Source organism: Methylocystis sp. (genome assembly GCF_051062815.1).
GTDB lineage: Bacteria > Pseudomonadota > Alphaproteobacteria > Rhizobiales > Beijerinckiaceae > Methylocystis.
This window is the reverse complement of the sequence record NZ_JBPFDU010000071.1, coordinates 61,876-84,420: the sequence shown is the minus strand read 5'-3', so window position 1 is coordinate 84,420 and position 22,545 is coordinate 61,876. Positions and strand designations below refer to the sequence as shown.

General features: G+C 57.9%; 23 protein-coding genes and 2 pseudogenes. 12 read left to right on the top strand and 13 right to left on the bottom strand.

Going from position 1 to position 22,545, the window contains the following annotated elements; translation table 11 throughout:
• The first annotated feature begins 140 nt into the window (after nt 1-140).
• Nucleotides 141-1,409: a hypothetical protein gene (locus ACR65W_RS12085; protein WP_175095653.1), complete on the top strand. Its 1,269-nt coding sequence runs from the start codon at nt 141-143 to the stop codon at nt 1,407-1,409.
• Between the two features lie 102 nt (nt 1,410-1,511).
• Here ACR65W_RS12085 and ACR65W_RS12080 read toward each other — a convergent pair.
• A pseudogene (locus ACR65W_RS12080) lies at nt 1,512-1,763 on the bottom strand (ISKra4 family transposase); the annotation flags it as partial.
• Nucleotides 1,764-2,098: 335 nt separating this feature from the next.
• Between ACR65W_RS12080 and ACR65W_RS12075 the strand changes: the two are divergent.
• Nucleotides 2,099-2,365, top strand: coding sequence for a hypothetical protein (locus tag ACR65W_RS12075; protein ID WP_175095652.1), 267 nt, complete (start codon nt 2,099-2,101; stop codon nt 2,363-2,365).
• 160 nt (nt 2,366-2,525) lie between these two features.
• On the opposite strand, the gene ACR65W_RS12070 is transcribed toward ACR65W_RS12075, so the two are convergent.
• Entirely contained in the window at nt 2,526-3,428 is a 903-nt protein-coding gene (locus tag ACR65W_RS12070; protein WP_434499143.1) for a hypothetical protein, read from the bottom strand.
• Nucleotides 3,429-3,563: 135 nt separating this feature from the next.
• Here ACR65W_RS12070 and ACR65W_RS12065 point away from each other — a divergent pair, with 135 nt between their 5' ends.
• From ACR65W_RS12065 to ACR65W_RS12040, 6 genes are all read left to right on the top strand, one after another.
• Entirely contained in the window at nt 3,564-4,199 is a 636-nt protein-coding gene (locus ACR65W_RS12065; protein WP_246720560.1) for a plasmid pRiA4b ORF-3 family protein, read from the top strand.
• A 118-nt stretch (nt 4,200-4,317) separates the two neighbouring features.
• Nucleotides 4,318-5,721, top strand: a complete 1,404-nt coding sequence (locus tag ACR65W_RS12060; RefSeq protein WP_434499142.1) for an ISKra4 family transposase — start codon at nt 4,318-4,320, stop codon at nt 5,719-5,721.
• 66 nt (nt 5,722-5,787) lie between these two features.
• Nucleotides 5,788-6,036: a hypothetical protein gene (locus ACR65W_RS12055; protein WP_175095648.1), complete on the top strand. Its 249-nt coding sequence runs from the start codon at nt 5,788-5,790 to the stop codon at nt 6,034-6,036.
• 80 nt (nt 6,037-6,116) lie between these two features.
• Nucleotides 6,117-7,124, top strand: a complete 1,008-nt coding sequence (locus ACR65W_RS12050; protein ID WP_434502669.1) for a multicopper oxidase domain-containing protein — start codon at nt 6,117-6,119, stop codon at nt 7,122-7,124.
• Nucleotides 7,125-7,149: 25 nt separating this feature from the next.
• Complete coding sequence (locus ACR65W_RS12045; RefSeq protein WP_196399006.1) at nt 7,150-7,704, top strand: hypothetical protein; 555 nt, start codon at nt 7,150-7,152, stop codon at nt 7,702-7,704.
• A 65-nt stretch (nt 7,705-7,769) separates the two neighbouring features.
• Entirely contained in the window at nt 7,770-8,126 is a 357-nt protein-coding gene (locus ACR65W_RS12040) for a hypothetical protein (RefSeq protein WP_175095646.1), read from the top strand.
• Between the two features lie 156 nt (nt 8,127-8,282).
• Here ACR65W_RS12040 and ACR65W_RS12035 read toward each other — a convergent pair whose 3' ends face one another.
• The 5 genes and pseudogenes from ACR65W_RS12035 to ACR65W_RS12015 all read right to left on the bottom strand — a co-directional run bounded on the left by ACR65W_RS12035 (nt 8,283) and on the right by ACR65W_RS12015 (nt 12,960).
• The gene (locus ACR65W_RS12035) at nt 8,283-8,699 is read right to left on the bottom strand and encodes a TniB family NTP-binding protein (protein ID WP_269750345.1); all 417 of its coding nucleotides are present in this window, start codon (nt 8,697-8,699) and stop codon (nt 8,283-8,285) included.
• Nucleotides 8,696-8,929, bottom strand: a pseudogene (locus tag ACR65W_RS12030) (transposase domain-containing protein); the annotation flags it as partial. The gene ACR65W_RS12035 and the pseudogene ACR65W_RS12030, both read right to left, overlap by 4 nt.
• Nucleotides 8,923-9,243, bottom strand: a complete 321-nt coding sequence (locus ACR65W_RS12025; protein ID WP_175095645.1) for a hypothetical protein — start codon at nt 9,241-9,243, stop codon at nt 8,923-8,925. The pseudogene ACR65W_RS12030 and the gene ACR65W_RS12025, both read right to left, overlap by 7 nt.
• Nucleotides 9,244-10,498: 1,255 nt before the next feature.
• Nucleotides 10,499-12,034: an FAD-dependent oxidoreductase gene (locus ACR65W_RS12020; RefSeq protein WP_175095644.1), complete on the bottom strand. Its 1,536-nt coding sequence runs from the start codon at nt 12,032-12,034 to the stop codon at nt 10,499-10,501.
• Nucleotides 12,035-12,261: 227 nt separating this feature from the next.
• Nucleotides 12,262-12,960, bottom strand: coding sequence for an RNA polymerase sigma factor (locus ACR65W_RS12015; protein ID WP_175095643.1), 699 nt, complete (start codon nt 12,958-12,960; stop codon nt 12,262-12,264).
• Between the two features lie 156 nt (nt 12,961-13,116).
• On the opposite strand from ACR65W_RS12015, the gene ACR65W_RS12010 reads away from it, so the two are divergent.
• The gene (locus tag ACR65W_RS12010; RefSeq protein WP_175095642.1) at nt 13,117-13,644 is read left to right on the top strand and encodes a DUF4142 domain-containing protein; all 528 of its coding nucleotides are present in this window, start codon (nt 13,117-13,119) and stop codon (nt 13,642-13,644) included.
• Nucleotides 13,645-13,983: 339 nt separating this feature from the next.
• Here the strand turns inward: ACR65W_RS12010 and ACR65W_RS12005 are convergent, their stop codons facing one another.
• The gene (locus ACR65W_RS12005; protein WP_175095641.1) at nt 13,984-15,192 is read right to left on the bottom strand and encodes an NnrS family protein; all 1,209 of its coding nucleotides are present in this window, start codon (nt 15,190-15,192) and stop codon (nt 13,984-13,986) included.
• A gap of 119 nt (nt 15,193-15,311) precedes the next feature.
• Here ACR65W_RS12005 and ACR65W_RS12000 point away from each other — a divergent pair, with 119 nt between their 5' ends.
• Nucleotides 15,312-15,791, top strand: coding sequence for a hypothetical protein (locus tag ACR65W_RS12000; RefSeq protein WP_175095640.1), 480 nt, complete (start codon nt 15,312-15,314; stop codon nt 15,789-15,791).
• A 307-nt stretch (nt 15,792-16,098) separates the two neighbouring features.
• Here ACR65W_RS12000 and ACR65W_RS11995 read toward each other — a convergent pair whose 3' ends face one another.
• From ACR65W_RS11995 to ACR65W_RS11980, 4 genes are all read right to left on the bottom strand, one after another.
• Nucleotides 16,099-17,517 carry an IS701 family transposase gene (locus ACR65W_RS11995; protein ID WP_434502667.1) on the bottom strand — a complete coding sequence of 473 codons (1,419 nt, stop codon included), beginning with the start codon at nt 17,515-17,517 and terminating at the stop codon, nt 16,099-16,101.
• A gap of 294 nt (nt 17,518-17,811) precedes the next feature.
• Nucleotides 17,812-18,042, bottom strand: a complete 231-nt coding sequence (locus ACR65W_RS11990) for a hypothetical protein (protein WP_175095979.1) — start codon at nt 18,040-18,042, stop codon at nt 17,812-17,814.
• An 8-nt stretch (nt 18,043-18,050) separates the two neighbouring features.
• Entirely contained in the window at nt 18,051-18,389 is a 339-nt protein-coding gene (locus ACR65W_RS11985) for a hypothetical protein (protein ID WP_434499141.1), read from the bottom strand.
• 539 nt (nt 18,390-18,928) lie between these two features.
• A complete protein-coding gene (locus tag ACR65W_RS11980) occupies nt 18,929-20,005 on the bottom strand; it encodes an acyltransferase family protein (protein ID WP_424375646.1) in 1,077 nt (358 codons plus the stop codon).
• A gap of 317 nt (nt 20,006-20,322) precedes the next feature.
• Here ACR65W_RS11980 and ACR65W_RS11975 point away from each other — a divergent pair, with 317 nt between their 5' ends.
• Both ACR65W_RS11975 and ACR65W_RS11970 read left to right on the top strand, forming a co-directional pair.
• Nucleotides 20,323-20,673 carry a single-stranded DNA-binding protein gene (locus ACR65W_RS11975; protein WP_424375644.1) on the top strand — a complete coding sequence of 117 codons (351 nt, stop codon included), beginning with the start codon at nt 20,323-20,325 and terminating at the stop codon, nt 20,671-20,673.
• A gap of 927 nt (nt 20,674-21,600) precedes the next feature.
• Nucleotides 21,601-21,873, top strand: coding sequence for a DUF2285 domain-containing protein (locus tag ACR65W_RS11970; protein ID WP_434496221.1), 273 nt, complete (start codon nt 21,601-21,603; stop codon nt 21,871-21,873).
• 24 nt (nt 21,874-21,897) lie between these two features.
• On the opposite strand, the gene ACR65W_RS11965 is transcribed toward ACR65W_RS11970, so the two are convergent.
• Nucleotides 21,898-22,125, bottom strand: a complete 228-nt coding sequence (locus ACR65W_RS11965; protein ID WP_196399269.1) for a hypothetical protein — start codon at nt 22,123-22,125, stop codon at nt 21,898-21,900.
• Nucleotides 22,126-22,545: the final 420 nt, after the last annotated feature.

The following is a 22,545-nucleotide window of genomic DNA, read 5'->3' as shown; positions in this document are numbered from 1 at the left end:
AAGCTTCTCCCCGCTTCTCCCTGCGCGTCATAAGAGCTCAAACGCCGAAGCACTTGCGCTCCGCCACTGAGGTTTTTGCGAATTCGTTGCCGTCGTTCAACGAAACGAGGAGGTGGCCCTTGAGTAGATCATCGTCATTCATGACCAGAAAGAGCGGAAGATTCCGCCTCACTTCGATCGGCGGCGTAGCTCTGGTCGTCCTCTGCGGCCTCCTGGGGCTCTTGTCCGCCGAAGCCGTTCAAGCTCGAAACACGCGGGAACCGATAGAGGATTCCGCGCCGTCGAATGTCGGAGAAGCAATCACGGTCTTTCGAAAGAAATCGGGCGGGGGCAAACCCGAGCGGACCCCACTCGACTGCGCGGATTTACAGCTTCGTCTGGGCGCGGCGCTCGCGGAACTGGGAAAGCTGGAAAGCGGGACTGTGAATTTGGAAAGAGCCGTTTCCGCTTATCGCGAAGCGCTCGAGGAATATACACGTACCCGTCACCCGATTGCCTGGGCCACGATACAGGCGAAGCTCGGTGACGCGCTGTCGCTGCTTGGAGGACGGGAAGAAGGTAATCGAAACCTCGAATCGGCGGTCGTCGCCTATCACGAAGCGCTGAAAGAATTCACGCACGAACGAAGCCCACTTGATTGGGCGAACTTGCAAGTGAATCTTGGAAATGTGCTCGGGACGATCGGAGAGCGCGAGAAAGTAGCAAACAGAATCGAAGAAGCCGTCGCGGCTTTTCGCAATGCATTGAAGGAATACACGCGCGAGCGCGTTCCACTTCAATGGGCGGCGCTGCAGATGAAACTCGGCTATGCGCTCGAAATGCTAGGGGAGCGCCAGAATAGGACCGACAAGCTCAGAGAGGCGGCCACAGCCTTTCGCGAGGCGCTGAAGGAAACGACACGCGAACGCGCGCCGCACGATTGGGCAAAAACCCAGATGAAGCTTGGCTATGTGCTCACGACGCTCGGAGAGCGCGAAGGCGGGACGGGAAGTCTCGAAGAGGCGGTTACAGCTTTTCGCGAAGCCTTGCAGGTGATCGAACGCGAGCGCGAACCGCTCGATTGGGCCACACTGCAGGTGAATCTCGGCAATGCGTTGGAGACTTTGGGAGAGCGAGAGAGCGGGACGAGCAGGCTCCATGAAGCTATCGCTGCGTTTCGTGAAGCGCTGAAGGTATATACGCGCGAGCACGCTCCGCTGGGCTGGGCATTGACGCAAGCAAACCTTGGCAATGCGCTCGTCGCGCTAGGATCAAGAGAAGTCGGAACGAACAAACTCGAAGAGGCGGTCGCGGTCAATCTCGAAGCCTTGAAGGAACTAACGGAAGAAATAGCGCTCAATCAACGGCGAATTGCGCAACGGAATATTGATTGGGCCAACGCCCTGCTGAAACAGCGGCTCAATAAGTGATACCAACGGTTAGGCATTTTGATCCACTTGGGATTCCGTATCTCACGCCACACTTAATTGCAATAATGCGGTGGTTCGCGGGGGGCGGGAAAAAGGTGGGGGTCATGCGGCAAGACTGATCGCGCCAGCCTTCAAGCGGCGATCGATCACAGCAGCTGTCGCTTGAAGCATGCGCTGTGCGCCGCGCGGCGACCAGCGCATCTGCTGCAGCTTGGTCATGCGCGCATTGACCAGAGTTTTGACCGGGGCCTCCGCTCGCGAACTCGAGATTGGCAGACCCTTCCAATAGCGCCGACAATAATTGATTACGGAAGCTTGGTTCAATCTGAGGTATGTCGCCAACTCCTCGATGAGCAGCAGTGATCCACCCGCGATGAACTAGGCCAACCTGAGGTATGTCTGCGGACATGAGACGGAGGACCGTTTATGGCAAGGAAGCATCATATGCCCGAGGAGATCGACGCCAAGTTGCGCCAGGCGGATGTGTTGATTTCGCAAGGGCAATCGGTCGCAGACGCAGCACCGCCGCCCGCGCTAGCCCCAAAGCCCACGATGCACTAACATTGCAGTTAGACCCGTCGCGGGGAGGGGGCCGATCACTCGCGCAGCGGGCATATTGGAAGATTTCTAGAATCGTTAAGCCCGCCTCATTCCAGGCGCCCTAAACCTATGGTCCAAGGAGTGGGCAAATGCTTAAAGATTGGGATGCGTTCGAGAAGCTACCTGAAATAGATCAGATGCTCTTGCTGGAAGCGCTTATGGGCACCGCGCTTATGATGTCTCATCTTGGCGAGTGGTGGATTGCAGAACGGCTTGTGGCTGACCCTCGGTGCCGCCAGTGGGCATATGGCGCTGAGATTAATCAACGCATGAATAATAAACCGCGCCTTGGTTTCAACGCACTGCTCGGCGCCGTTGCAGAACATACGGCGCGGACATTCGACCGCGGTAACTAGATGCCGTAATGGCCCCGTCCTTCGCCATCAGGCTCAGGCCGGGGCCATTACGGCATCTAGAGATGGGCGCAAGGCCATACTGACTGTATGGTCGACACGGTTCGATGCGTAAAGACACAGACCAACTTGTCGAGGAGAGCATGCGAAATCGTGGGATTCGTCACGCTGCGATTGGCACGGGACAATTGTCATTGTCCGTCTGGGAGTCTGGATAAAGCCGTTTGAACGGGCCGCAGAGGGTTTTGTTGAGAACTGCGACGCGGACGTCGAGGAACGGTTGCACGGTCCATCTGTTCCACCACATCTGCTGCTTTTTGATCATGCGTTTCGACATATTTTCATTGACCGCGCTCTCGACGAAGGCGGTCGAAATCGGCAGCTCTTTATGGCGCCGGCGCCCATAATTCGCCAGGGCGCGATGGTTGGCATGGAGATATTCGATCAAATCATCGATGTGTCGTCGGGCGGCAACCGCGCCGCGCAGGTCGCAGACGTGAATAGAGCCAAACCAGTCGCCAGTTTCGCCAAGCGCCCGAGACAGGAATTTGGACGACCATGCCAGAGGTTCCTCTTGGCGCGTTGGAGAGCACGAACAGGATGATCGCCAAAATGCCCGCTGGTCACGCCCGCGCCCAATCCCGGCGTCGCTTGCAGGGTGTTGCTCAAAGCGTGTGGCGACGTGCCACCAATCGAGGACAACCATCGCTTCGGGCATGACCTGACGCTGCAATTTCCATAATCCGGCGTCGCCATCAGATAGCACCGTCGCCGGCGTGCCGAGGCGGACGCCAGCACTCACAAGCGCATTGGTAAATTCACTCACCGAATTTCCGTTGCGCGCAAAGGCGAAGCGATGCTGCGATCCATCGAGATTGAACACCTTTCCTGCGACCACTTCGAAATTACGCTCGGGGTGACGATGTCGGCTACGCAGATAGCCGCCATCAAGCCCGATTACGACCGCAGGGGTCACAGCGTCGATTTCGGGATCGGGTGCTCCGGCCGGCCGCAGCGGCGCGGCGAGCCCGATTGCGCACCGTTCGTAAGCGGTACGGGAGACCATGAGGAAGTGTGGGGCGGGCGACTGACGGCTTCTGTTTTCGCGGGTAGCATGGAGCAAAGCGTGGCGTAGGAGATCCCTTTGCCGAGACGAACAGGCCCATCTTCTGCTTCCGCGCCGGCGATGCCCGGCGCTATAATGCAATTCAAGGTTTGGCTGTTGGGGCTCAGCCCAATGGTCTGGCGCCGGATGCACGTGCCGGCGACCTTCACGCTTCGCCAGCTGCACGGCGTGATCCAGGTCGCGATGGGTTGGGAAGGCATCCACCTCTTTCAATTCCATTTGCGCGCGATTCGTTGCGGCTCCTGGGAGGTTGCCGCTCGCTCGCCGGACGTGACGCTGGAAAGCCTGTGCCTTCGCAAGGGCGCGCGCTTCGCCTACGAATACGATCTGAACATTCCTTGGCGTCACGAGGTAAGGCTCGAAGAACGGTTGGAGCTCACTCCCAATCGAGCCTATCCGTTTTGCGCCGATGGAAGCGGAGCTTGTCCGCCTGAGGATTGTGGTGGGCCGGCCGGCTATCTCACTCAGCGCGAGGCCCGATGTTCAATCGACGCGCTCAATGACCTTGGCGTCATGGCCGAAATCATCGAAAAGGCCGCACTCGAAGAGCGCCGAGACGATCTCGACGCCAATATTCAATCCCTGTTTGAAGAGGTTGTTGAGCGAACGGAAGAGCGCGAACGCTGGACGGGGCGACCATTCAGCCGACGTAAGGTGAATTCCGATTTGCGGCAAGGTCGGCATCTCATCCTCATGCATCAGCAGCATTGAACTGTCTGCTGCGACGCTCGCTGATCAGGAACAAGCCAGGGAGCAGGTCACCAAATCATTGCAGATTCTCATTCTTCTGCCAATGAAAAACTGGCCTTGTGTCCTCGGGAGTGACGTCATGCGCGTGAAGATTCTGCTTCAAATAACAACCGATGACGGCGCGCCGGGCGACATCGAAGAGATCGCATCCTTGGGCAAAGGCGCCGACCGCGCGGAAGATCTCGGATTGTCTCTTGCCGAGAGCAACCTTTTGCTCGCCGCCGCCCAGCAGCGGATTGTCGAAGCCCAGACCAAGGCCTGGACCGAGGGGTGGCGGTGGTGCGAGAGCTGCGACCGCCGGAAGCGAAGCAAGGGCAGCTATCCCATCGTATTCCACACATTGTTTGGTGACGTGCGGCTGGCGAGTCCGCGACTTCACCGCTGCCGGTGCCGCGAAGCGAACGGGCCGGCCACCGTGTCGCCGCTCGCCGAACTCATTCCTCATCATGTCGCGCCTGAGCGGCTTTATCTGGAAACGCGTTGGGCCTCGCTCGTTCCTTATGCCGCCGCAGCCGAAGTCCTTGCTGACGTCCTGCCGATCGCCACCGGCGTAAACGCTACGACGGTGCGTCAGCACGTCCTTCGGGTCGCCGAGCGCGCTGAAGCCGAACTGCCAAAGGATCGCTGTAGTTTCATGGACGGAAGTCTGACGGACTGGCACGCATTGCCAATCCCGGACGGACGCATCGTTGTCGGCCTCGATGGCGGCTATGTCCGCGACTGGGCCGAAAGGAAGAACAACTTTGAGGTCATCATCGGACGATCGATGCCAGAGGACGGCTCACCGCGCTATCTCGGCTTCGTCCATGGCTTCGATCGGAAGCCGAAGCGCCGTCTTGTCAATATGCTGGAAAGCCAAGGAATACAGGCCAATCAGGACATCACTTTCTTGACCGACGGCGGCGAGGAAGTTCGGGCGCTTACCGAATGCATCAGCCCTTGCAGCGAGCATGTCCTCGACTGGTTCCATATCACCATGCGCATTACCGTGCTCGGGCAGTTTGCAAAGGGTGTCGCGCAACATGACGAGAAGGCCGGCGCCCAACTGACAAAGCAGCTCGATCGAATAAAATGGAAATTGTGGCACGGGAATACGACCGGAGCCCAAGAGGTGATTGCAGAGTTTGAAGCCGACCTTTTCGAACTCGAAGTTGATTATCCGAAACTGCGTAAGTTCATCGTTGCGGCTCGCGAGTTCGGTGTCTATATCGCCTTGAACGTGCACAGCCTCATCAATTACGGCGAACGGTATCGGTCCGGCGAGCGCATCTCCTCGGCCTTCGTGGAGGCGACTGTCAACGCTGTGGTGAGCAAACGGTTCGCCAAAAAGCAGCAGATGCAATGGACACGGCGCGGCGCGCACCTTCTCTTGCAGACCCGCACCAAGACGCTCGACGGAACTCTGCGATCAACATTCGAGCGCTGGTATCCCGGGCTGGCAAACGTAAACGTGGACCACGCGATTCAGGCCGAGGTGGCATGACCGCCCCACACTTCCTCATGGTCTCTCTGTTCAACGCATCTTATATAGATTGTGCCGGAATTCGACATGAAAAGGAAAGACTTCACCCGCTTCATCGACACGATCTTCGCCGCAAAGAGCGGTGAGGAGATGCTCTGCACCGAATATTTTGACAAGCTTCGCTATGACGTGGACCTGCAGCTTTCTGGGCAAAACGCCGAGACCTTATTGCCGGAGGTCAATCATCATATGCATCAATGCCCCGAGTACGAAGAGGTTTATCTCGCCCTCCTAAAAATTGTCGGCAAAGAAAATCCCGCTGATCCTTCGAAGTAAGACTTCGTCTCCTCATCGCATCTAAGACGCGTCGGGATGAACCAGCCAGCCCACGATCACTGGGATCGTCGGCTTACAGTTTGGTTCCCATCCCGAGGGAGAACGATGCGATGATAAAACTCCATCCCAAGCTGGGGCTTTGGCTCGCCTTCGCGCTGTCGTTTATGGCTCCCAGCGGGTTATTGGCGGCGGGCGCAGCGTTTGCTGGCGAGCATCACTTGATAACGCTCAAAGCGAGCGCCCTGCCGTCCGGCCAATTGGCCTATGAAATGGTCAGCCACAAGGTCAAGGCATCGAACGGACAAGAACGCGACGTCACTGGCCGCTACGCAACAGGACCGACCATTCCAGGCCCGACCTTGGTCATCAAGGAGGGCGACACCGCGGAAGTGACATTGCAGCACGGCGTCGCCGACGCCACGCAGCCGGTTAGTATACATGTTCATGGCGTGCACTATAAAATCGACAGCGACGGCACGATGAAGATGTTGAACGGCGTCACTGATGAAGCCGCATTTCCTGGCAAGCCTTACACCTATAAATGGACGGCCGCGCCTGGAACGGCGGGCACATGGCCATATCACGATCACACCTTCGGCAATCCAATGCTAGGCGCCGAGGATAAGGGCCTGTTTGGGGCGCTCATCATCAACCCAGCGAGCAACAAGGCGCCCGCGCTCATCGACGGCAAAATCGTCGACGTGAATCTCGCAGACGTCAAACGCGAGTTCATTCTCTGGATGCACGAGACAACCTTCTGGGGCCAGGAACTCAATCACATCGTCGAGGGCGACAAGGAGGTCCCGCTGTGGACCAACCCGACTGTGGGCGCGAGGCTCGGTGAAAAAGTTCGTTTTCATGTTATCGGCCTCGGCACCGCCTTTCACACCTTTCACCTGCATGGACACCGCTGGATCGACCAAGGGACCACGGGCGTAGTCGACACAGTTAACGTTGGCCCCATTAGCCGAACGTCATTCATATTGAAAGCGGGAGAAGGAGTGGGGCCAGGCGATTGGCACTATCACTGTCATGTCATCCAGCACATGCAGTCGGGAATGATGGGTGATTTTCGCGTCGTTGAATAACAATCAAAATAGCAGGAGGAATCACATGAACCGCGTATCCTTTCTGATACTTGCGCTCGCCACTTTCCTACTCACGCTGTCTCCGCTGGCGGCAAACGCAGTTGATCGCTCAAGGTCCGACGACGTTTTCCTCAGCCGTCCCGGAATTCTGCCTTCCGCAAATCAAGCGAACGGAACTGGCGCGAAAATGTCTGGCGATGGTCAAATGCAGGGCGGTTTGTTTCGGTGCGGAGAGTTTGTCGGCGATGTTGCACAAAACTGCGCTGCAGAAACAAACAATGAAAACAAGCGGGCATCTTATGAAGCCGGTTTACATGCTTGGACCAGGAATCCCGTCGCGCGATTGATCGTAGTATCTTTGCTTTTTGCCTTCCTAGGCTTCATCGTCGACATTGCGGCGATGCCGCCTTTCCAAGGATTTGTGGCCGAAGAAGTGATCTCAAGTTACAAGACTACTTGGATTGCGATCTTGATCTTAGCCATGCTTGGAGGAGCGTTACTGCTCCCTGCTGCAGCCGATATCGCGCGAGAATCAATGACGCGTGTTAACCACCTAGAAGGGGGGAAAGGCGGGATGTGATCCATGTCGCTTTCACTTTGGATTAGTCTAAACGCGTCGGAACCAATGTTAGCCGGGGCCCAGTCTTGAAGACGGGTTCAAACGTTATTCCAAACTATCTCGTCACATTCCCCGGCGAAGCGGTTCTGTTCAGTCCCGGCGCTTTCTCCGATGCGAAGCTGACCGATGCAGAGGTTGCAAAGGTCAAACAAGCGCTCGGTGCCTGGGGTTGCGAAGGCGGAAAATACGAGAAAGAATCGGAAGCGTCGGGCGTTCTGGAGGCCGAGGACGTGAAATGCAAGGGCGGCCAATACGACTTCCGCCTCGATAAGGACTTCAACGTTCTGGCGATCACCAGGACTGAGTCTTCGAGGGGTTCTGGGGCGTCGGTTGCAAATCGCGACGAGAGCCGCGCCAACCGTTTGCGAAACGAGGCGTGCTGACACGCCAGCGATTTCGTTTGTGCCAATCGATCGAACATGGGTCCTGTCGATTGGCAGTTCAATCCGGGACTCGGGATGAATGATCCGATTTGCAGCATTTCATGTGAGACTATTTTGGACCGAGTCTCATTTGAAATGCCTTTCTTTGCTTGGGCGTCACGCGAACATGGTTTCCTTCTCAATGGCAGGTTTCCATGACTCGATGTCCTCATCGGTGATGCGCTCGGCGCCTGCCCGGATCGCCTCGATTGCCAATTCGTTGAGTATGGCGAAAACACGCGCAGTGACCCCGTCGCTGATACGCGCGAGATGACGCAAGCCCTGGCTCGATAGGGCTGAAGGTTGTTTGATCGGCAAACTTCGCAGAACTGCGCTGATGAGCTCGTGGAATTCTTCCTCTACTTTCCATCGCGGCAGCACGATTTGATCGAGACGCCGCGAGAGTTGAGTATCGCCTGCGATCGCGTCGCGGGCATCCATCACGCCGAGGCAAACGAGCGACGCTTTGAGTTCGTTGCTGAGATATCGCAACAGTTGGAGGATTACGCGTTGCTCTGTAAGCGCTGTTTTCAGGCCACGTCTTTGAGTGCGACCGGCTGCGCGTAGGCCCAGGGCATGAGGTCGTCGAGTTTGCTGGCGAGATGGCCGTCGACGATCTTCGTGAGGACGTCGCCCATATAGGCTTGCGGATCGACGCCATTGATCTTGCAGGTCTCGATAAGCGAGGCAACGATCGCCCAGTTCTCAGCCCCGCCATCGGAACCCGCGAAGAGAGCGTTCTTCCTATTGAGGGCCATCACCCGTTCATTCTGCCCATGTCGGTCAGGAATTGGAAGTCCACTACCGATGGCATCCATATTGCGGCAGCAATGTTTTGATTCGTCGGGTTGAGCAGCGCGCAACTGGCCCATTCCTTCAAGTGCAAGGGCCGGCCGGCGTCGCGATTTCGATCGCCGGCTGGATGTTCGATCCCGTGGTTTGCGCCGGCATGGCGATCGGCGCGCCGCGCGTTGACGTGGCCGCGCTTGTCGAGCTGCAGCGTCGGTTGAAAGGCGGGGTACACGTCTGCTTCGTAGAACAGGTGCGGGGGCGCAACAACACGTAGCGCCCCCGCCATCGCACCAGCGTGAATTTCGGGGGTTCCGATGGTACGATGTCGATGCACCGAGCGCCGTAGCCGCTGAGTCTTCCCCACGGCACTCGTGCGCGCGGCTGAAGAATGATTGGCGTCTCCTCAAGTTAATTTCATGCTCGCCCTCAAGCAAGTGGCGGACAGGAACAAGCTTCGCCTTTCTCGTGGGGTCACGATTTAGATGCTCGCTCGCAAAGAAATCTTACTTAATAGGCACCGCCTTTTTTGATGATTCGTGACTTGCCCCTGAACTTTCATCAAGTGGCGACTAGCCCATCCTATTCAGTGCGCCCCAACGGCGCGTGTCACCAGTGGAGGCAGGTTCCACCCAGAGAGTTGTCGATTGATCTGGTAGCTGACGAGCGGTTTGGCTGGGTAACTTGCCGGATCGGAGCCTCGTGACAAAGGCCGCCTTGGGCGGTTGAGCAATCCAAGGGGCCGTAACGTGAGTGAAGTCCGAGGAGGCCTCGAAAGTGAAGGTATGGATGCCGACCCGCCTGAATAACGGGGAAGGCCGCGTGGACGGGGAAGCAATCGACAGATGCACCCGGACCAATTCATCGGGGTAGTGGGCACAGCACGTTGGAAGGGTGATGCGGGTAATCGGGGGAGGCCCGTTTGGATCGGAGGTCGCGGCTTCAACACCGCTGTTGGCGGTGGATCGGGCGGGAGTCGGACAGGGTTGTATGACCGTTGATGTCGGGTAATTCCGGCGGAGGAAAGGACCCTGACTTGTATGGGGTTGTCTTAGTCAAGGGTTCATTTGCTACACCGCTTTTTTTCGACGCCTCGCTGATAAACGTTCGCGGTAGCACCCGTAGAACCAGGCCGCCATTGTAGTGGAGGCGATCGCTGGATTTCAACGTTCCGAGGGGAGTTCACCAAAGACGCGGGTTATCACCGCGTCACATACTTGTATGCGGAGGATCGAAGGACCCTGACCATGATGCAGTAGTACGCATCGGCGGCCAAGCTCCGGGCGGCGGCTCCATTCTTCTGGACGGCGCGAAGGCCATGTCAGGGTGCGGCGTGCCGCTGCCTCGGATCATCATCGGATGCAAGCGTCGGAACGGGACCGTCGCGAGCCTCCGTAGCTCGGGTGTTTCTTGTCGGGGCCTCCTTTATCAAGCATCGTTTCAACCGCGCAACAAACCGGTCCCAGCAAAAGGGGAAGACCGGTTTATCGCTCCGTCTTGGACACCACAACCGTCGAGCAAGAACTTACCAAGTTGTGGATGATTCAGCTGGCGCCGATTTGTTCCATCGTTATTTCAGCTTGCAGACTCTCAATATCTCGGAAGATCGAGGCAACGGCGAGCGTGCGCCTGTTGCGCTTGAAGTGCACAAGACAATCCTTGCTTGCGATGTCGCCCTCGATCTGGAGTTCGTCCCATTTCTCCGCATGACCGACATAGTTAATCGGAACATCGTAATGTTGGCTCCAGAAGAACGGAACGGCAGTAAATTCTTCGCGCTGTCCGAGTATGTTGAGCGCCGCGGTTCGTCCTTGCCGTTCGGCAACGACCCAATGCTCGACACGAATGTTCTCGCCAGTGTAGCGATCGGGCCAGCGCGCGACATCGCCGGCCGCGAAGATCCCCGGGATGTTCGTTTCGAGATAAGAGTCCACGACGATCCCGCGATCGATGGCGAGACCGGCCATTTCCGCGAGTTCGATCCGCGGTCGCACTCCGACGCCGACAACCACGAGATCCGCCTCGAGCACGCGACCGCTTCCCAGCGTTACCCGTTTCTCGTCGATGGCGTTCGCAACATCTTCAAGATGAAAAACGACACCATGCTCCTCGTGGAGCGCACGCACGAAATCGCCCATTTGAGAGCCAAAAATACGCTCCATCGGCTTTTTCTCCGGAGCGATCACATGGACGTCAATCCCACGAGCGCGCAAAGACGCTGCAACTTCGAGTCCGATGAAGCTCGCGCCGAGCACGACCGCTCGGCGTGCCGTTTCGGCATGTTTGATGATAGCCCGACAATCAGCGAGCGAACGTAATGTGCGCACATGCGGCAGACTCGCGCCTGAAATCGACAGGCGGATAGGTTCGGAGCCAGTCGCGATCAACAGGCGATCGTAGGAAAGCCTGCTCCCATCCGCGAGGGCGACCTCACGCAAACGCGCGTCAATGCGGGTCGCATTGGCCCCAAGCCGAAGTTCGATGTCATGCTCGGAATAGAAATTATCAGGTCTCAGTGGAAGCCATTCTTCAGGCGCATTTTCTGCGAGATAATCTTTGGACAAATTAGGCCGGTCGATCGGCGCAACATCCTCATTGCTCAACATAATGATGCTTCCTCGATAATTCTCACGGCGTAATCGCTCGGCCGCCGCGAATCCCGCCGCGCCACCGCCGACGATTACGATGTTTTTGGGGGTCTTTCCGGATGTCGCGGCGTGCAGCGTCGGCGCCGCCGCTTCGTGCTTTCTTTGCACGAAGATTTTGCCGTCACGCTGCTCAACCGACCAGCACGCGATAGGATCGAGAGCCGGAGCTCGTAAGGCTTCTCCAGTGCGCAGGTCGAAACAGGCATGGTGCCAGGGACAACGCAGGCTGTGGTCAACGACGAACCCGTCGACGAGAGGCGCGTGGTAATGCGTGCAATGAGCCCCGACAGCGAACACTTCTTTTTCGCTATGGACGAGGAGCACTTCTTCATCGCCGACATGGCCAACCAATTTTCCGCTGTCGACAAGCTCAGCGAGCGCCACACCCAGCGTCAGATCGGGACCGCTCGGTCCAGCCTGCTCTTCAGTCATTTCCGTCTCCATAGGTGATCAATCGACGACATCGCATGTTAGACACCACAACGGGTGCGTTTCCGGCGCGCCGATCACCAGAAGGAACGCCGCAGGCGAAGCTGCACAAATCGAGAGTGGTTTTACCTAGTTGTTACCGACTTTAGATAAACTGTCTGTGAACCAGCTCCGAATCGCGGTCGAAGTCAGGTATGTATGTTTCTTTTGGGATGGAGACGGTACAAATTCTAACTCTTATCTTGCAACAGTCCGATTCTGGCCATCACACGATTGGACAGTTCTTTGCATCGCGCGCCATCGAAGGGGAACACGTCGGAGAGAGCAATCAGGACGTTTTTCTCAAGCTCCTGACGTATCAACGCGCGGGCGCGATGTAGCCTGGTTTTGACAGTGGCTTCCGGAATCCCGAGCTGTTGCGCGACTTCGGCACCGGACATTTCTTCAACGCTGCGCAAGACGAAAACCGTGCGGAAGTCAGGTGGAAGCGTATCGATCGTCCGCTCGAGCAAATGCCGAACCTGGGTCCTCGACATTGAGCTTTCGGGATTGGCCCCGCAGCTGGGAAGCATGATCACGCTCGACATTTGACGCTCGTTTGTCTCGTCCAATTCTACGGTCGACCTAGCACGCCGTTTTCGTCCAAGCGCCTCGTTCAGGACAATGCGGACCAACCAAGTGGAAATCGCGGATTCATTGCGGAAATCCGCGATATGAGCGTAGGCGCGCATCCAAGCTTCCTGTACAATATCCTCGGCCTCGCCATTATCGCCCGTCATGGCCCTCGCGGTACGATAGAGTTTGCGGTTGTAGCGCCGCATGAGTTCGGCAAAAGCTCCGGCATCGCCTGTGACCACATGCGCGACGATGTCGACATCGGCCAACCCCCTCCACTCTGCGTCCACGATTCTTGCCTGGGTATTTTTCATTGCAGCCCTTCCGACATTCATTCCAATATCCGTTGGATGCGCCGGGACGAGAAAGGTTCCCGCAAAATTTATCGCGAACCTTTGGATCGTCCCTGCATCTAATAAAGCGCCATCCCCCGCATGCGCGGGAAGTCGATATTTTAAGGAGACACCAACATGATCCGTAGTCCGCGTCTTTTGCTCGCCGTCACATTGAGCTTCGCAGCGTCTGGGGCAATGGCTCAAACTGCAGCCAAACCAACCGATCCGCAAATTGCGCATATCGCGTATACTGCAGGGCAACTCGACATCGCGGCCGCAGAGCTCGCGCTGAAAACATCGCAGAACAAAACCGTCAAGGACTTTGCTGAGGAAATGGTCCGCGATCACACTGCAGTCAACAAGCAGGCGCTTGCCTTAGTCGAAAAGCTAAAGGTTAAGCCTGAAGACAATGAGACCAGTAAATCTCTGACGGAAGGCGCCGCCAAGAAGCGCGAGGAATTGTCGAAGCTGAGCGGATCCGCCTTTGACAAGGCGTACGCGCAGAACGAAGTCGCCTATCATCAGACCGTCAACGGGGCGCTTGCAACCGTGCTCATCCCCGACGCCCAAAACGGTGAATTGAAGAGCCTGCTTGAAACCGGCCTCAAGCTGTTTAAGGAACATCAGCAGCACGCCGAGCATCTCGTTGGCCAGCTGAAGTAGGCTTTCGATGGGCGTTCGATCCCTTATGGCGGCAAGCCTAACCTCGGTGCCTCGGCCGCGAGTCGAAAAGCTTCCATCAAGCTCCCGCAGCGTTTTGCAGGATGTCCTTTGAGGAAAATATGGACGCCGAGTGACGTGCGCAATGGCGATCAGTAGCGCGGCCTCGACGAGCGCCACTCAATTGGCGAAGACCCGCTGACTAGAGCCGTCGGATACCGCCCCAATGCTGGCAGCGGGCGCGAGGTGCGTTTGCGCAAGTTCACATGACAGTGATGGGTAGACCAAGGCTGTCGTACGCTCCTCCCGCAAACGCCGGTGGAGCAAATTCATCCGGCGTGGTCAGATCGGCCGTGCATCCTCGCCAATGACACGAGGCCGCACGAGCGGCCGCGCATATAGCAACACGAAGAGCCCGAATGCAGCGCTCCAAGCCGCTCCGGCGAGGGACAGCATGAGCAGGTACCACGCGCTATCGAGCGGCGCGAGAAGACGTAGAATAGCGGCGAGCGTCACCAATACGTAGATCGCCGTCGTACCTGGTCCGGCGACCAGCGGACGCCCCGTGTGGCCGAGCGACGCTCGCGTCATGACCGCGAGAATCATGGTCCCGATTGCTCCGACTGTGAGCGCATGCAGGGCCGTGGTCTGCGGCAGCAATGGAAGTAGGTTGTTGAACGCGAGGAGTAAGAAACCGAGCGATAGCCATCCGTAGCCAAGATGCAATACCCATAGAAGCGGTTCGCGCAATGTCGCTTCGCCGCGCCAACGCGCTAGACGCACGCCGAGCATGAGACCGGCGGCAAGCTCGATCCAGGGCGTCGCTACCCCTTCGGGCGTCAACGTCCAGACCGCCAGCGCCAGGCCCGTCACAGCAAGGACGGTGCGATCGACAACGTCGAACGCCGCCGGCATGGCGACTCCGGGCTGCTCCTTGGCGAGCCAATTGCGCGTAAAGCTCGGGACAATGCGGCCGCCGATGAAGCTGATGAGCATGAGTAGCGTGGCGACGCCAAGCCGATTGCCGAGTTCGGCGGTCCTGGCAATCCCCACCGACTCGAAATGCACGAGCAGGTTGCCGAGGAGCAGAAACAGGAGCGCGCCCAGCATCGGCAGATTACGCCAATTTCGTCCCGCGATGATCTCTCGGGCGACTACGAGAAGGAACAGAATCGGGAACGCGAGATCGAGAGCAGCCGCGCTATCGACGCCGATCTTCGCGGAAAACAGGACGGCAATCCGTCCAACCGCCCAGAGCAGCACGAGCAAGGCGAGCGGCCCGCCCTGTAGAGGCATACGCCCCGTCCAGTTCGGGATTGCAGTCAAGAGGAACCCAGCAACCGTCGCCGCGCCGAAGCCGAAGACCATCTCATGTACATGCCAGACAACCGGCGGAAGCGCTGTCGGCACTTGACCATGCCCGGCAAAAAAGGCGATCCAGATCGGGATGACAAGGAACGCCCAGAGCGCCGAAACGAGGAAGAACGGGCGAAATCCGGCCGAAAGCACGGCGGGGCCGGCCTGCGGGCGGTAGCGGGGAATTGCAGCCATGACGTCGCCGGACCTCCTACGCCGCATCTCTATGTTTCATCGCCTAAAATGTCGAGGGCGCGACCTCGTTCCTCCACTTTTGCGAAAACCGGCGCGAGGTTCGAACTCGGGAGGCGCCGATGGATGAGATTGCGATTGCGCGTGCACTGCATGTTCTCGCCGTCGTCGTCTGGATCGGCGGCGTGAGTTTTGTGACGACCATCTTGCTTCCCGCAGTTCGTCGCTTCAAGTCTCCCGAAGAGCGATTGACTTTCTTCGACGCCATCGAACGGCGGTTTGCCTGGCAGGCTCGGATCACCACGCTGCTTGCTGGATTGACTGGATTATACATGCTGATGCGGCTCGATCTTTGGGACCGCTTTCTGTCGGTGAACTATTGGTGGATGCACGCCATGGTTATTGTGTGGCTTATTTTCACAGTGATGCTGTTCGTCGCCGAGCCGTTGATCTTGCATCGATGGTTGCAGGCGCGCGCAAAGAGTGACCCCGAAGCAGCATTCGCGCGGGTCGAGAGGCTGCATCTCATTTTACTGATATTGAGTCTGGCCACTGTCCTTGGCGCCGTCGCCGGCAGCCATGATCTCATGCTATTCGAATAATTGACGCCGTCCCGCGGCAAATATGATGCTTGAGCAGAAAGCTTGTTCATTGCATGATATTATGGAAATTGGATTGTGGCGAATTTTCCAGGCTCTAACAAGATTCGATCCGTTTTTCGTATGTCATCAATTATCTGATTGCGACGAGTAGCTTGAACTTGTGGCGGCGTTTCGCCGAGGCGCTAGGAAGCTGGAGGCTTCATGCCGGGCTCGCGAAGCATCTTTGTTCTAGCTGTATCCACTTGGGCGTTTGTCGTTTGCTTTGCTGTCTGGCTGATGTTCGGCGTCATCGGCATTCCCATTAGTTTTACTGTGTCATAAAGTTTGCCGCTGGATTTTTCGTTGGCAACACGGACATCGGAACAGCCGTCGCACCAAGGCGCGCGCCAACCTCGTGCGGATGCACGCGATAGATGAGACGACGTGGCGTTCGGGTCTGATCGGCGGATCCGCGGGGTCGATAACTGTCGGATAGGCGAGGCGCTTCGAGGATTGTGGTTTTGACGCCTGAGGGGGGAATCAGACTCCTCTCGGAGACCAGGAATCCATAGGCTGCGACGCAGAGAGCCATGTGGTGGTGAAAGCCGCGCCACCCTCGTCCTTCGTAATGATCGAGGCCGAGTTCTTGTTTGAGTTCCTGATAATCCCGCTCGATCCGCCAGCGCAATTTGGCGTGTTCGACGAGCGCCGAGATGGTCGTGTCCGGCGGCAAGGTCGAAAGCCAATATTTGGTCGGCTGGCTTTCAGCTTCGGGCCATTCGACGAGAAGCCATTCTTCGGCATGAGGCGTCGAACGCCAATAGTCGCGATGGGCAGGTCGAACTCGAACAGCAGCGAAACGGGAGGCGAGATTTTCGTTCGTGCCTTCGCGCCATGCGATCTCATGCCAAGCATCTTCCGGGAGCGACATCGCCAGTTGTTTGGTCGACATGGGTTTGTTTTGCGCATCGCGTCGCAGGAGCGTCGGAGGGCGTCCTTGGCCCGTCCATGTCTTCGGCGGCAACGGACCGGTTCCCGAAGACCAGAGGCGCGCGGAGGACTGAATGCCGACAACATAAGTCAGGCCCATCTTCATCAACGCAGTTCGGAACGCCGTATTGATCCCATAACCGGCGTCGGCCAAAACGACGCCAGCCGGCACACCTTCTGCTTGCGCGACGCGGATTTGATCGAGCGCGATCTGCGGTTTGGTCTTGAAGACGACGTCCTCGGGAACGCCAGCCTTACTGCGACGCCCCGAGTCCTTGGCCCAATCTTCCGGCAGATAAAGCCGAAAGGCGATCGGCAGACTTGCGTGATCGTTGGCGACTGACAAAGATACGGCGACTTGACAATTGTCTTGTTTGCCGAGTTGCCCGCAATATTGTCGCGTCACGCCGACCGAATGAACGCCCTGCTTGGGGAACCCCGTGTCATCGATGATCCACGCTTTTATGGCTCCATGCTTCTCGATCATCGGAAGAACATGAGTGCGCACCTGCCTCAACATCGCTTCATCGGACCACTCGGCCTTCGCGACGAAATGGTGGAGCGATTGATGCGCGGCCTGGACACGATTGGGCTCGACACGCGCGGCAATCGGTTCGACGCTCTTGCGTTCGCCCGGAAGGATCAAGCCGGTGCAATAGGAACGAAACGGCGCGATACGATCCGCATGTCCCAAGATCGACGACATCGACTCAACGAACCGACCTTCACTCCCTGGATCCAAGCCATTTCGATCCACAGCCCCCTCCGAATCGAGCGTGAATCCTCAAAATATCCCATTCTGCCATCTTATGACACAGTAAAATTAGGTGCGTCCAATTCGTCGATGCCATTAAGTCCTGCCTTTTCGAAACCCGTGACTTTCGACAATGCGACCTCGTTCCATAATGAACCTTATGCGTCATTTTTTGTAGAACCTCATTAAAGGGGTCACAGCTCAAGTGGCTTTGTTACCCTCAACAGTAGAGCGTCGTGTGCGAACCAGTATGCTTTCGCACAGGCGGCGACCTTCGCCTCCGCCCCTTGCTACCCGCTATTTTCCACCTCCTATTTTGGCCGGACGTTCGATTGGCGGCAAGCGCGAAAAGCCGCGGCTCGTGGCGGGCGCCAAAAGCATCAATTCTTCCGCGGCGATCACCAGGGCTGCGATTGGATCGCCATCCGTCAGCGCAAGCCAACGCTCGACCAACTCGATGATTGGCGCCGGCAACGGTTCTCCGCCGTCGGGCTGAATCGTCCAGCCGCGTGTTGCTTCGTTTTCCATGTCATCCCTCAGCCGAGCAATTCGCGGGTCTCGGGCCGTCCGTTCGGGCCAACGACAACTTCGAAATGTTCGGTGCCGATCTCGTTTTGTGCATCATAGATTTCTGCGACGTAGATGATCATCGGCGCTGGCCAGTCCGCGCGCGTCGACCGCTCCGTGAGTGTGAACACCGAGTCATCGACCTCGAAAATTCCCATGCTGTCGCACGTGTCCATCACATCTTCGACGCCCTCAAGATAGGAACTGGCGAGCGATCGTGACCAGTGATGTCGAAGGATGAGCGAATGCGACGCGTTGCGGTCGAGATGGTCTATTTCATCGACAACGCAGCCGGCGATTGCCGCCATGGCGCTCGGATCAAGTGTATAAGCGATATGTTGGAGCTCTGGCGCATTTTCCCGACGCGGTCGTTTGGCAAACGTCCGCGAAATTCTGAAGATTCCTGGAAAGTACAGGCGCAACGGTGGACACCAGATGCGTCTATCGTTGGCCTTTGTCTTGCGTAAGCTCATATGTGTGCCGCATCAAAAGGAATGTCCGGTCGTCTCGCATTTGGCGCCGAAACGGAGTATTTGTTGGAAGCGCCGTAAGCGTTGTGAATTGTTAAGGCGATAATTCGGCATTTGTTCGATGCGCGGCCGCGAAGGCGGTGCGCTCGTGGCTACGTTGTTGAAGCACTGGAAGAAATTTGCTAAAGTTGATTGTCATCGTTCAGTCACGCCTTGTCGATGCTCGATGACCGACATGCGGGTTAAATTTGAACATCTGCGAATTCGCTTCACCGGCTATGCATGCCGTTTCGATTCGTTGAGTCGCGGCGAATGGATTTTGGCGATACTTTTGCAAGCGTCGTTTCCGCAGAAAGACGTTCGCTGTCACAAGGCGCTTAGCCGATCTTTAGGCGGCTGCTTCTGATTGGCGAATAATTAGAAGCGATGCGCACGCTCCAAGCTCGGCCGAGTTGCGCCGCCGGCCGGACGATCGCGAATTCGATCACCATCGTCGCGGCGGCGATCGCGGCCAGAGCGCCAAGGACGGCGGCCGGCACACCGATCCTCGTGGCAACCGATTCCGCTGCGACGCCGATCAGCGGCAGGTGGACAAGATAGACGGAGAACGACGCCCGGCCGACCGTGCGCATAGCTTCGCCCACATAGCCCCCGATCGGCGTCCCTTTAAGGCGTCCCAGAAGAACGCCGGCACCGATCAGCGCGACATGCGTCCAGGCCAACCCCGAGAAGGGACCAATTGCAATCCGCGCCAACATGGACGCGACCAGTATCCACCACGCAGCCATTCCGGCGGTCACCGGCGGAGCCTTCACCAGCCAGGCAGCGCTCCGCCGCACCTCGCTGGCGAGCGCCGCGCCAAGCAGGAGCGCGTCGGGGCGCAGCGCCCAGAGCAGCGAGCCATGCGGGCGGGGAATGAGCGCGAGCAGCAGAATGGCTGTGATCGCCGCGTAGAGCGGCGCGGGTCCTCGAGCCAGCAGAAGCGCCGGCGCCACGAGATAGAATTGTGCTTCGCTCGCCAGCGACCAGAAATGAGATGTCGCGAGCGCGTCGCCACAGCGGACGATTTCGCATCGCGCCCAATGGACGTTTGCGACGAACGCCGCCGCCGTCCAAAGATCCGTGGCGTTCGGCGCGGGGTGCTCAAGATGAGCCAGTGCAAGCGTTGCGACGATCGCCCATGCCGGAAGCGCGATCCGGGTCAGCCGGCGCGCATAGAAGGCCGCGATACTGCGCGTGAAATCGCAGGCTTTATCTGTCAGATCGGCGAGATTCTGGAAGATCAAAAAGCCTGAAATGACAAAGAAGAGATCGACGCCGACGCTGAGATCAGGGAGGTTGAGCCAGAACGCGACGATCGATTGCGACCCGAAGGCGAGCGCGAAATGCGACAGCATCACAGCGCCGATCGCCAGGGCCCTCAATTCGTCAAGCGTATCAATCCGTTTCTGCAAGCGGCGGCGTCCCTCTCAGCTTGATTTCGTGCTGCGTTTGGGCCGAGCCCTGCTCGACCGAGCCTCCTCGCATCGGCGCCGGCGGCGCCTTTCGTCTTGACCGGCCTTGCGGCGGCGTCGAGGCAACGGCTTCGTGTTGCACTTCCCCACTGGCGGAGCGCACGAAGCACGCTGTCGCAGGGCTCGATCTTAAAGCTCAAACCCTATTCAAGACAATCTTATTATCGCCATTCTTCTAATAAAGTGCTAGCCAATGCGTGCGGCACATCCGTCCTTGGAATTGGGCGGCGATCGTTTCGCATGATTGGAGAAACGCAATGAGAACAACCAATCTTTTCATTCTACGCGGTTATGTCGGGCAAGAGCCGAAGGCGTTCAATGATGGCAAAATCGCCAAGATCAGCGTGGCGACGAACCGGAGTTGGACCGACAAGAAATCGCGCGAGCGCATTGAGAAAACCGACTGGGTTACGGTCACCGTCCTGAATGAGCGCGACGCGGCTTTCGTGTTGAAGAATGTCAGAAAGGGCGCACCGATCTATGCCGAATGTCGCGTTGCCGAAACGTCCTATGAAAAGGACGGCAAGACGATCTACGGCGTGGACGTGGTCGCCAACGTCTTCGACGTCCTTAGTCGCACCGATAGCGGCGAAGAGGACGCAGCGTAATCAGCTGACGCTGACACTTTGGCGTCCGGGCGACCTCGAAACGGGAAGGCTCGGAGATTGCGTTGCGCGTTGCGAACCATTCCGTTGAGCGCGGTCGCACAGCGCCTGCAAAGCCAAGAACTTTGAAAAAGTATCGAACAACCGGGCTGGCATCTTTCGCCAAACGTTTGCTGCTCAGGCTACAAACGCGGGTTGATCGTCGTTTATCTTTTGTAATTCCCGTGCGACGAGATACGCCTGCATGATTGTGTGCGCGTAATTCAAGCGCTATCCGTGTCGGCTCGACTACGGGGCTGATCACAGCGCCCGTTTTTCGGGCTCGCACTGGCCTCGTGTCGGCGCGCGGCGCGCGCCGTCGCTATGCTCACTCGGACCATAGGTCGCAATTTTCCGAAAAGCGGGCCGGGCAATAGCCCTTTGGCGTCGCTACGCTCGCGTCGGGGACTATATGGCCCCTTCTTGTGCTCGCGTTGCGAGCCTCTTTGTAGCGCAAACGCGCCGTCTGCGCTGACAATGCGGAGCGAGCGGCCTCCGAATGGACGGACTTTCCAACTTTCGAATTCGCTGATGGCGCTGTTCCTGCGAAAGGCTTAAGCCGCTGGCGCGGTCGTTGAATATCCGGGACGAGATCAACACCCATTCCGTTTCTCGCTCCCCTTCGCGCGAACTCCCCTCGCGACCACCAGTCGGTCGCGCCATCCATACTGGCGCTCTATCGCGGCTCGATTATACTACGCGAACGGCGTCGCGTATCAGTCACGGAGCGTGTCCCGATCACTTACCTTCAGTTACCACGCGTCGCGACACGGGGCTGCGCTTGTCGCTCGGCGCACCCTGAATGCCGCCACATAAGCTATCGGCTACCTTGCGGCTGCAGCCTTACGACGAGCGATCAAAGCATAGGCTGCGCTTTAATGGAGGCCAAGCATGATCCCCAATCAGTCCGACACGGTCGCAGAGGTAGCGCCGACGACGCTCGAGCTGACTGACTACGATCTCTCGCATATGATCGTATATCTCCGCCTGCTCGATGCGGCGCGCGATGGCGCCGGCTGGGAGGAGGCGAGCCGGATCGTCCTCAACATTGATCCCGACGTCGACCGTGAACGCGCGCGGCGCGTCTATCACAGCCATTACGCCCGCGCACGATGGATGACGCAGCAGGGCTATCTGGAGCTGCTGAAAATGCCGAATTCGTGACGACAATTGGGATACGCGCCGGAGCTAACGCTTCTCCCGCTTTTTCGCGGGCTCGGCGCGCGGCGCATCCCAATAGAAGCTTCGGCCGCCGAGCACTCCCGTGAACCGTTCGCCATCGCCGTAAAGTGTAAAAACAACAGTTGTGTTGGGCACCGCAAGTTCGAGGCGACGTTGCTCCCGATCATAGCGTATGACGCGCGCCGTCATCGTTTCACCTTCGCGATCGGCGTCCGCTAAAACAATCTCGTTCATCGTAACACCCTGCATTAGATCGACCTATATTTGGATAGCCGCCCGCCCCCGCGTCGCAGACAAAGCGCAACGTCGCCCGTTCTTCGATTGCGTGCAACAGGCGCATCCCGCGGCGACATGGCTTCGTCTCTTACTCGCTTCCTTACGCTTCGGATGTGCACGCGCCCAAGCCGAGTCGACTGTTTGCGCGGCGTAGGGGCCGTCACTCAATAGGCGCCGGGCTTCTCATAATCAGCCCATTTGAACGACGCGCCATGGCATTATTGATACGGCCACGCGGGATCGATCATCGCCAAGCCAATTCTCGGCATTGCGCGATGGTGTGAGAACGAAGAGGCTCGAGGCTGGGCGGACAATTCGACTGACCTGGTTGCGTGTCGAGCGCAGCACAGATCTCTCTTGTGATGTTTGTGCCTTCGC